This window comes from Marinovum sedimenti, assembly GCF_054052205.1.
Window position 1 is genome coordinate 112,891 of the sequence record NZ_CM133223.1, and the last position, 10,178, is coordinate 123,068.

5 protein-coding genes, 3 pseudogenes and 1 other annotated feature are annotated in these 10,178 nt (G+C 55.8%); of the genes and pseudogenes, 5 read left to right on the forward strand and 3 right to left on the reverse strand.

What is annotated here, in order from left to right; translation table 11 throughout:
• The first annotated feature begins 395 nt into the window (after nt 1-395).
• From ACW9UO_RS00575 to ACW9UO_RS00590, 4 genes and pseudogenes are all read left to right on the forward strand, one after another.
• Nucleotides 396-551: a hypothetical protein gene (locus tag ACW9UO_RS00575; RefSeq protein ID WP_457087097.1), complete on the forward strand. Its 156-nt coding sequence runs from the start codon at nt 396-398 to the stop codon at nt 549-551.
• A 540-nt stretch (nt 552-1,091) separates the two neighbouring features.
• The gene (locus ACW9UO_RS00580) at nt 1,092-4,544 is read left to right on the forward strand and encodes a DEAD/DEAH box helicase (protein WP_457087098.1); all 3,453 of its coding nucleotides are present in this window, start codon (nt 1,092-1,094) and stop codon (nt 4,542-4,544) included.
• Complete coding sequence (locus ACW9UO_RS00585) at nt 4,541-6,310, forward strand: phospholipase D-like domain-containing protein (protein WP_457087099.1); 1,770 nt, start codon at nt 4,541-4,543, stop codon at nt 6,308-6,310. Before ACW9UO_RS00580 ends, ACW9UO_RS00585 begins: the two co-directional genes overlap by 4 nt.
• A gap of 139 nt (nt 6,311-6,449) precedes the next feature.
• Nucleotides 6,450-7,133: pseudogene (locus ACW9UO_RS00590) on the forward strand (IS5 family transposase); the annotation flags it as partial.
• A 45-nt stretch (nt 7,134-7,178) separates the two neighbouring features.
• Nucleotides 7,179-7,283: a sequence feature (AL1L pseudoknot), on the reverse strand.
• Here ACW9UO_RS00590 and ACW9UO_RS00595 read toward each other — a convergent pair.
• The 3 genes and pseudogenes from ACW9UO_RS00595 to ACW9UO_RS00605 all read right to left on the reverse strand — a co-directional run.
• Nucleotides 7,248-7,510 (reverse strand): annotated as a pseudogene (locus ACW9UO_RS00595) (transposase); the annotation flags it as partial. (Overlaps the previous feature by 36 nt.)
• 137 nt (nt 7,511-7,647) lie before the next feature.
• Nucleotides 7,648-7,819, reverse strand: a pseudogene (locus ACW9UO_RS00600) (IS110 family transposase); the annotation flags it as partial.
• Nucleotides 7,820-8,252: 433 nt separating this feature from the next.
• A protein-coding gene (locus ACW9UO_RS00605) for an IS5 family transposase (RefSeq protein WP_457088577.1) occupies nt 8,253-9,022 on the reverse strand; the annotation gives its coding sequence in 2 pieces (ribosomal slippage) (nt 8,253-8,686 and nt 8,686-9,022; 771 coding nt in all).
• Between the two features lie 166 nt (nt 9,023-9,188).
• Between ACW9UO_RS00605 and ACW9UO_RS00610 the strand changes: the two genes are divergently transcribed.
• Nucleotides 9,189-10,007, forward strand: coding sequence for a hypothetical protein (locus tag ACW9UO_RS00610; RefSeq protein WP_457087100.1), 819 nt, complete (start codon nt 9,189-9,191; stop codon nt 10,005-10,007).
• The last annotated feature ends 171 nt before the right edge of the window (nt 10,008-10,178 follow it).

Sequence of the window (10,178 nt, forward strand, 5' to 3'; positions counted from 1 at the left end):
GCAGAAAAGGCGGCCATTGCTCCTTAGTCCGCAAAGGACGGCTTGGTCCGCGACTTGAGAGTTCGCCCATCATCGATTTCCGCACGTGCAGCGAAGGTCCGGTCTGACGGGCCGCACCGCAGCATGGCGGAAGGTAAGCGAACGGCAGCAAAGGGCCGGCTTTGCCTCCAATGGCGACCGTCACAGTCAGGGTTTGCAAAGGTCGCCACCTGCGCGTTGCTGACCTTGATGCATGGTGCAGCATCAGAGCCGGTGTAGCTCACCAGTGAAGGGCCGCTTTCCCCAAACTGGTGACCCGCCCGCGCAAGCGCAGCGAACTCACACTATCCGCCCTGACTGCCCGTCGTCGTCTGATGAATAATGATTAAGCTCGAGCATCAACTTACAAGATTTTTATGATGTTCTGGGAAGAAGGTGAGATTACAAGGGCCAGATCGGCTGAATGGACTTTCACCGCCTCTCATGGGCAATGGCTGAATTCAGCAGATCAAGGTTTTGCCCGAGAAGATGCAGAGTTGCTGAAAAACATAGATCCCGAGCGCAAAGAGTGAAACACCGTCGCTCGCCCGAAATCGCTTAACTATCTGATAAACAAATGTTTACTTCAATTTACGCAGTCTCGCGGCGCGAAAAAATATGCGCACCGCGAAAAAATATGCGCGTCCCTACACCGGGCGAACGAACAGGCGGGTCACGCCGCGCGCCCGAAAAAAAAACCAGGCGTGAAAGGAGCCGCGCCGTGACCGTCCCGGGGCCCCAAGCCGCCAGCCCACAGCCTCCCTCTCGCTACAAGCAGCGCTGCGCGGCCACGAAATGGTCAAATATCGAGGTGCCCTGGGGTTGATGCAAGCGTCGCGTTCCGAGCGTCTTTCGTTTGATCCTTATTATATCATCACTGATGATATGAATGGTTCTTATCGAACGCCGCGACGTTTAAATCGGCTCGCTGACCTTTGACCCAAAACACGAAGGCGGAAATGAATGACTACCTTACGATATATATTCGTGGATTCGGGTCCACAACGTAGGTTGAACTCGCGGATAAAAAAGGCTTCGATAAAGTCGCCGTCATATAGGGAGTTTGGCTGTCAATGACCACAGAATTGCGGCATCAGCACTCCATTTCTGCGCGCTATGAAATGTCTCAATCGCTGGCGCAGGATGTTGAGCAAAGATCAGGTCCGCATCTGGTTCCGGCTATCGGCTTCGACGATGGCGAACACTACCTTCTGAGAGTCTACCCCAAGACCGGAGCAGCGGTCGATGAGGACGTACGAGCGCTTTTGTCCGGAACGCTCCGTCGTTTCCGGCGAGTGTTCGCAGTTGCGCGAATGCGTGACCTCTTCGTGGAAGCAGTCGAGCTTGTTAGTGACGATGCCGCTATTGCCGTCGTGCTGGTCTCATCGGGAACACCACTGGATTGTCTGTCGGCGCGGGAATGGAGCGAACTGCAAAGCACTGCACTGGAGAATACCGGCCGCGCGAAGATTTGGTTGGGCATCAAACGCATTGCAGAAGCACTCAATGCTTGTCACGGAGCGGGGCTCGTACATGGCACAATCGGCCGAAGCGCGATTTTTTTGGAGAGTGGACCCACCACGTTTCGGCTCGGCAGCTGCGAAGTGGCAGTCGCGATTGGCGATCCGGACCTCGGACTTGCTGTCCGAGCCTTGGGCCACACGGAAGCCCTCTCGTTCCGACGCGATTGGGCCGACCTTGGCCAGTTGGCCTCGGAACTGTTTGGTATCTCGACTGATTCCACGAGCGGTTCGGATACACATTACATCATGCTCGATGCGGAAAAGCAGCTCCTGCGGAATATGCTCGTCCCGCCGGTGCATCGGCATGTCGTTGGTAACGCAATCATCTCAGATATTGAAGCTGTCGCTGATGAGCTGGCCCGCATCGGCACAAGCGCAGAAAGCATACTGCTGGCGTATCCTGACCGGCGTGTCATCCTCTCGGACATTCCATCAGTCGTAAGTGGCGCGATATCACCAGACGACACCAATAAGTTGCTGCAATATGTAACTGACGACCTCGCTAAGAGCACGACTCGTGTGGCTCGGAGAGCGCCCAGCCACTGCGAAATTCAACTTATTAGCGATCATGCCTGCTATGATCTAAAACGCGCCGATGACCGTGTTGCCCGTATCGTAGGTTGTCGACCGCGCGCAAGTGACGACCACGTCCAAGGTGCGCAGACCCTCGTTCCGCAGGTGCGAGTTGTACTGAATCGAAGAGAGGCAGACGCCGAATGTCGCCGAGCAGGTCATGGAGCTGGATCTTGGTTGAACCTCTCAGGAGAGGAGCCTGAAAAAAGCGTGGCAGAGCGCGGACCGGCGACGACTGTATGGTACGCGCTTGTGCTCTCCGAGGTCTTTTCGCTTCTGTCGCAACGTTTCCGGGCCTATCCTGTTACAGTCCATGAAGCAGGCGGAGCGGGAGGACTAATTATTAAGTCCCGCATCGATTCGAAAATAGACGCGGCGAGGGCCGAACTGGGATTGCAACCTGCGGCGGCTGAGCTAACTCGGGAAATGGCGTTCTACGACAGCAGCGTCGAATGGACACTTTCGGAGTTCGACGGAATTGGATCCGGGCCGGCTGGCGCCCCGACCCTCGATTTTGACGGGGTCACGAAGCGTGATGGAGAGCAAGCCTATCACTTCTCAACGGACCGACCAATCAATGGCTTCACGCCTCGCTATCTACGGCCGAAGCCCGATAAAGGCTTACTTCAAGTTGTTAGTCGCCGACTTGCTTCTGTGGTGGCTGCGCGAGATCAGAACGATCTATTACGTGCGCTGGACGATCCGCGGAGGGTGCGGGCCGACTCCTTGATTGCAGAAATCGCCTCTCCCGGCTCGCCACCAGTGAAACTGGACACCTCAAAACACGCCGCCTGGAACGCCATCAGGAGGGGCGCGGCTCTGAATCTTGTGGTAGGGCCGCCCGGGGTAGGCAAGTCGTTCTTCGTTGCTGAGCTTATTGCGAGTATTCTCGACGCGACACCGGACGCCCGCATCCTTGTGTCGGCCCAGAATCACGAGGCACTGGCCTTAATGGAGAGTTCGTTAAAGAACAGACTCGCTGCAGCCAAACGTATTGTTGTACGCACCGAACGCGCTGACGTGGAGGTCTCCGACACCGCCTTGCGTGCGGATGCCCGTCGGTTTCTTTGGTCCATTGCAGAGGGTGATGCCTCGGGCCTGAATGGCTCGCAGCGTGGCCGAATCGCCAACGCATTAAATGGCCGCGGCGGCAACGAGAGACAGCAGCGTGACGCGGCTGCGATTCTGCGCGACACCGACCATCTCGTCATGCGCGCCGCAGACGTAACGCTCGCTACTACGAATTCCCACCGGATCGAAGCCTTGGTATCTGATGGTGAACAGTTTGATTGGGTGATCGTTGAAGAGGCCGCGCGGGCAAGCGGTGGAGAACTTATCGGTCCACTTCTTTTGGGGAACCGGCGGGTTTTGGTGGGAGACCATCATCAATTGCCGCCCTTCGAGGCGCAAATGCGCGAGAAACTCTACGGAGAGGAGGCCGCAAGCTGTCTTTTGCGAGACGCGGTAGAGCGTCTGGAAGTTTTGCCAGAATTGCCTCAAGAGATCAGCGAAGCTATTCAGACAATTCGAGACGACGACTGGTTGCGAGGGGATGTTCTTGGAACGGCCGCGAGGCTCGAGACACCTTTTCAGACCATTGCCGAACGAGAGGAGGCGACGTCTCGACCACAGGGAGAGGCATCAGGTGGGCCCGTGACCCTGTTGCGCGAACAAAGACGCATGCATCCGGTAATCTGTAACCTCGTCTCAAACATGTTTTACGGTGGTGCCCTCGTTTCGTCGGATCAAGTTACAGTTCGCCAGGACCCTGTCTTTGTCGGACGACCGGATCTCGGATCGCCACTTGTGATGCTCGACCTTCCCGCTCTTAGTCGGTCGAGCCAAGAAGTCATCGAAAAGCGTAAAGGCACGTCATGGGTAAACGAGGCTGAAATTGCCGCAGTAATTGCGTCGTTGCAGGAGATGCGCCCTCGGGTCGGCGCGAATGCGACTCTCGCGGTGCTATCCCCGTACAAGGGGCAGGTTGAAATGTTGGCGCGCTGTTTTGCCCCAATTATCAAGCCAATTGAGGACGGCAGGCGCACCCTTCATGGTTTCGAGAGCGCCAAGGGTGACGGGGTCTTTGCGCATACCGTGGATGGTTTCCAAGGCGGTGAAGCTGATCTCGTGATCGTCAGCCTCGTGCGCAACAACCAGCAGGTGGGGCATGGCGCTGTAGGATTTCTACGGAACCGACAGCGTCTCAACGTGCTACTAAGCCGGGCTCGTCACAAGCTGGTCCTTGCGACGAGCGCGCGTTTTCTCCGCCACGCCGTCGATGGCACTGATCCCGACCGTTTAGGTGGCACAGAGCTTCGCGTATTTCGAGACCTATTGGAAGAATTTGAGCATAGCAGCGTAGTAACGCTTTCTGACGGACGCATGGCTGCGACAAAGGTCACAATGGCTCTAAGCGGAGAATTTGCGTGAACCATCTGCTTTTACCGGCATGGCATTACACCGCGGCGGTGATCGTCGAACGCGTCTGGGGCTGGAGTCCTGTCGAAGAGGCGATCCTCTTGGCTTTCCTCAAGAAGCCAGGTTCAAGCGTGGATGTCGCATTTGATTTGGAGATTTCGGTCCAGGTTACAAAGTCCGCAGTCACGCGATTGATGCAGCATGGTCTCCTCGAATTGCGTCTCAGGCCTTCGCCAGCGCTCGCAGTGACCGAACCGGGGAAGGCATTCGTCTATGAGGGCATGCCACTGCCCGAGCGCTTGGAGATGCGCAGGGTAGGTATCAGCGCGGTCTACGAACCATTCGCGCGTAGTGTCCTGCCCCTCAGAGACTCTAAATTCCATCGCTTTTATAAGAAGCAGGATGGCGACATTTCACTCAGAGTCCCGCACGAAGGTCCGGCGATGAGCATCCACTCGACATTCGAAGCCTATGCTCGTCGTTTCGCTGAAGGGCGCCTGCGTGTCGGCGAGACAGTCAATTCTACTGACGCGGACACATCTCGGGTGGCCATGGGCATGATGGTTTTTCCTTTCAACGATATCCGCGACGGGGTGTTTCCTCCAGATGCAACTGACGCGTTTAAGGGGGTCATGCGGGATGCCGTTGAGGGCCGGACACCTCGTAAGAAATCGCGCCCCCAAAATCGTAATGTCGCTGATGACTCTCGCGTCGAGACAACGTTCCGACCCGAACAGATCGTGGCGGGGGGCGGCCCGCATCTCGACCGATTTATCTCTATCGTCGACGCAGCTCGCTCGGACGTCATTGTACTCTCAACGTTCGTTGCTCTGCAGGACGACCAGATAGGCCGAACAAATAAGGAGCGCCTATGCCAGGCGCTCGAACGCGCGGTGTCGCGTGGCGTGAACTGCCACCTCTTTCATGGCGCCCCGGCCGATGAGCATAAGCACGCCGAAGCGCTCAATGAGCTGCATCTGCGCCTACTGAAACACGCTTATCGCCCAGCCTGTGTGAGCGTCCACCTCAAAACGCGTGACACCCATGCAAAATTTCTTGCGGCCGATGACGGATACGGTGGCGCGGCAGTCGTGATCGGTTCGTGCAACTGGTTACAAACTCCCTTCTACTCTTTTGAGCTTTCGCTCGAGCTTCGCGAAGGCGTTGCAGCCGCTCGCGGCATTTCACTGTTGGCCGAAACTGTTTCCTCGCAGCCCGGCGCAGCGAGGGCTGTGGACGTCCTCCAGCGGTTGGCCGCTGAGGTCGGTCGGTTGCGTTCAAGCACTTTCGCTTGCGGAACCGGCAACGCAAACGAGGTAGGCGCGACCCTGCGGGTTCTGCGCGCCCATGAGCATCTTCATGTCCTGCGAACCGCCACGCGTGAGGCTGGGAAACGCATTATTTGTGGCACCAACCGGCTCGGCGCGCCGATGGAGCCAGCTCTGTTTGACCCATTACGCGAGGCCGAAGGCCGTGTGCTGGACCGCCGAATCCTTTACGGTGTCCCCTCCAAACCAATCCGAAAACGCCACATCCGTGAGGCTGAAGCCTTGGATGGCGGGGTTTACGCGGTGCCAATCAGCAATCCCACTTTACACGGAAAATTTTTCTTGTGGGATAGTGATGACATCGTTGTGACCAGCATGAACTTAGGCTCAAAGCAGGCCGACCCATTAAAGCCGCTGGACGAAGTTGGCCTTCACATCCATGCGCCGGGCGCAGCGGATATGCTCCACCAATACCTCGAAGAACATCTTGGGAGCATAACTCTCGACTAATCGATTCGTTCCCTGTTTTTAAGGTTCAGCACAAGCTTATGTGTCTGTGGGCTGAGAAACTACCGGGCACCTCTAAAAATTGCCCTGAACCCGGCGCTGCGGTATGATCTGAGCAGCGGACTGGCAAGCGGGTAAGACGATGGCACAGATGGGTTTCTTTGATCTTTCAGACGGCTATGCGAGCCTCGATGCCAAGAGAGACCCGCTGGTCGAGATCGATACCGTCGTGCCGTGGGAAGAGTTCCGCCCGACCCTTGAGCGGGTCTGGCGCAAGCCGGAGGCGGAGCGCAAGTCACGCGCCGGGCGCAAGACGATGGACGCCGGGCTGATGTTCAAGACGCTGGTGCTGAGCGCGCTTTACAACCTGTCCGACGACCAGATCGAGTTTCAGGTGCGCGATCGTCTGTCGTTCATGAGGTTCCTGGGTCTCGGGCTGGAGGATCGCGTTCCCGACGCAAAGACGGTGTGGCTCTATCGCGAGGCGCTGGCGCAGGCGGGTATGGTGGAAGCGCTGTTCAAGCAGTATGACGGGTGTCTGTCGCGCCAAGGCTATATCGCGCGCGGCGGGCAGATCCTGGATGCGTCCATTGTTCCGGTGCCGCGCAACCACAACACGCGCGAGGAAAACAAGACGATCAAGACCGGCAAGGTGCCCGAAGACTGGGCCGACAAGCCCGCCAAGCGGTCGCAGAAGGATACCGATGCCCGCTGGACGAAGAAGCACGGCAAGAGCCACTACGGCTACAAGAACCATGTGAATGTGGACCGCAGGCACAAGCTGGTGCGGCGCTATCACGTCAGTGACGCCGCGCAGCACCCCTCTTGTCTTATGAATTGAGCAGTTCCTGTGCGAAGCTGGCACAGCTGCACGGCACGGCATTTATGCCGGGCATCATTGATGTATTCGAAGATCGTCGATGAAGCTGATCATCGCTTAAGTGGGCGGTCGAGTTCCGCCTGCCCAAAATAAGCTGATTCCTTGCGCAATATCTCGTTCGCCTGGCGCAGTTCACGGTTCTCGCGTTCCAACGCCTTGATCCGATCGCGTTCCTCGGTGGTCACGCCATCACGCATGCCGCTGTCCTTCTCGGCCTGCTTAACCCATCCGTTTAGTGTCTGGGGAATACAGCTGATCTTGGGTGCAATTGCCGCAATTGCGCCCTCCTGCGTTTCATATGAACCTTAATGTTAAAACACCATCCGGACCGCACGTGCGCGGACCTCAGATGAGTAGCGATTTGCCATTTTTCTTTTTGTTATAACCATCATCCTTACTTAAGTTGATGGTCTTCGACAAACTCGGGGTGATTCAGTTTGCCTGCAAACCACGGGACGGTGGCGGCGATTGCGGTATATGCCTTCGGCGCAATGGGTGTTGCGGCGGTCTTTGGCGATGTAGCGTTCAAACGTATCTCGGAAGCTGTTGGCGCGCTGTAGAATGGCAACCTGGCCAGCCGTCCAGAGGGCGCGGCGCAGGCGGGCTTTCCTGTATTTTAATAGCGTGGTTTGGAAACTTAAGGATCGTAGCGTGACGCGCAACATTATGCGCCTCCCTGCAGTGGTGCGAGAAAATATGCATGATTAATTTGGGACGGAACAAACTGCAAACGGAAAAAACATAAGAAGGCGGTGTCGTTTTTAGTTCAGGGAAAAATGCGAAAGGCGCTACATTTTGCGCCGCAAATGGTCTGGACGAACTACAAGAAAAAGGCGAAAGTTCATCGGGGCCCCCTGCAGCACAAAGATACTCACACGAGAAGATTCCTTACGCTGAAACCAGACAGCATTAAATCCACGCGTTTTCGAACGGAAGATGTTGAAGTTGTTCTTGCTGCGATGATCAAGGAGTGTGTTGGTTCTGACAGAGCACGAGATGAAGAATGCATTGTTGGAAACGAAGTGATAGCTTAACCAGGACTTAGGGTCAGGACTCGTTCTCGTTTCATAGCCAGAACATGACGGTTGCGGCGAGGGCGATGGCGGAGAGGAAGACTTTCGGGCATCGGTCGTAGCGTGTGGCAATCCTGCGCCAGTCCTTCAGGCGCCCGAACATGATCTCGATCCTGTTGCGGCGTTTGTAGCGGCGCTTGTCGTATTTGACGGGCTTGGCGCGGGACTTCCGGCCAGGGATGCAGGGCTTTATCTCCTTGTCTTTCAACGCTTCCCTGAACCAGTCGGCGTCATAGCCCCGGTCGGCCAGAAGCCATTGTGCCGATGGCAGGCTGCCAAGAAGGGCCGCAGCGCCGGTGTAGTCGCTGACCTGGCCCGCGGTCATGAAAAACCGGATCGGTCGTCCCTCGGCATCGGTGACGGCATGCAGCTTGGTGTTCATGCCGCCTTTGGTTCGGCCGATCGCGCGCCCCCGCTGGTCGTCGGGCCCCCCTTTTTCGACCGCAGACTGCTCGCCGTGCGGTGCGCCTTCAGATAGGTCGCGTCGATCATCACCGTCTTTGGAACCGCTGCCTCCGACGCAAGGCCGTGCATCATCCTCGCGAAAATGCCCTTGTCGCTCCATCGTTTCCAGCGGTTATAGAGCGTTTTGGCCGGGCCGTATTCCGCGGGCGCGTCGCACCAGCGCAAGCCATTGCGATTGATGAATATTATCCCACTCAGAACACGCCGGTCATCCACCCGCGGCTTGCCATGGCTCTTGGGAAAAAACGGCCGAAGCCGGTCCATCTGCGCGTCCGTTAGCCAGAAAAGGTTGCTCATCATCACCCCCGTCAGTTTGGGAGCTTGAATCACGCTGCCGACGTAGCCTCAAGCAGATCAATGGGTCCTGAGCCTACCTGAGTAGGCGCGCGCAGTACGCAAACAAGGATATTTACTCTGGGCCCTCGACGCAAATTTTTGAACCAGAACGAGGCATTTGTGGAGGATGAAAATCATCCAAAAGCTTGAAGAAATTGCTGAAGAGAAAAACTGGATAGCATTCGCGAAGAAGCTTCGCGCTGCAATGTTGTCATATGAAGACTTTGGTGTCGGCAACAAAGGTGAGGTTCTGAGTAAAGTTGCGGCGTTGCAGGGGAAAAGCCCAGCAAGTCTACAGAATCCTCTTAGTGCTGAGAAGTGGATTGCTGACTATGCTCCGGACGAATACCCTCGGAAAAGTCGCGAGATTTCGATGACCAATGTACTGTTGCTAAAACAAATCCATTCTTTAAGCGCAAACGCAGCAGCTATCTATTCTCCGAGAGTATTCGCGTCAGAAATAGGTCGCAACGAATTAAAGCAGGCTTTGGAAGCAGTTAAGAAAGCCGAGGGTGTTCAGGGCACAGTTGGACATGAAAGATGGCAGCGGGCCCACAATTTTACACGGCTGGCTGAGGAATACATTTCTAAGAACTTGCCCCGCCTTTTTGATTGGCCGAATGCAGTTGCGAAATCTCGGAACAAGCAAGCGCCGCTTCCATGCGATTTAGAGATATGGTCTGACGGAGTTCCAGTAGTTGCCGTTGAGTTAAAGGTTGCGCGCCAGAAGAGTACTCGCAGTAATCGGGCTGAAACGCTGGGGTTAGCATCGTTGCTTAGCAATGAGTTTCATGAAGTATTACTTATTTATTCCCATGGACCCTCCAGACCATTAAGGGAAATTGTACAGCTACGTGATGAGCTAAATCTCCATAAAGTAAGAATTGCGACTCTCGACGAGAGCCTTTGTCGCACTGATCCTAAAAAGGCACTGCGGTTCTGGTGACTGACAGAGACAGAAAAATTGCGCAGCCTGTGAGATCAATATTGTTAAATATTGAGGGATTTTGGAATGCTCGTTGAAATTTTTGACTGTAAACGCATTTTCCACGTCTAAAATTCGTTCCGAGACGAAAAAGTGCCTTATCGGCTCGTGACGCTCTGGCGGACGAATTGG

Excerpts from the sequence above, each read along its gene's own strand:
- ACW9UO_RS00610 (WP_457087100.1), top strand. The coding sequence starts at position 9,189 with ATGAAAATCATCCAAAAGCTTGAAGAAATTGCTGAAGAGAAAAACTGG.
- ACW9UO_RS00580 (WP_457087098.1), top strand. The coding sequence starts at position 1,092 with ATGACCACAGAATTGCGGCATCAGCACTCCATTTCTGCGCGCTATGAA.
- ACW9UO_RS00575 (WP_457087097.1), top strand. The coding sequence starts at position 396 with ATGATGTTCTGGGAAGAAGGTGAGATTACAAGGGCCAGATCGGCTGAA.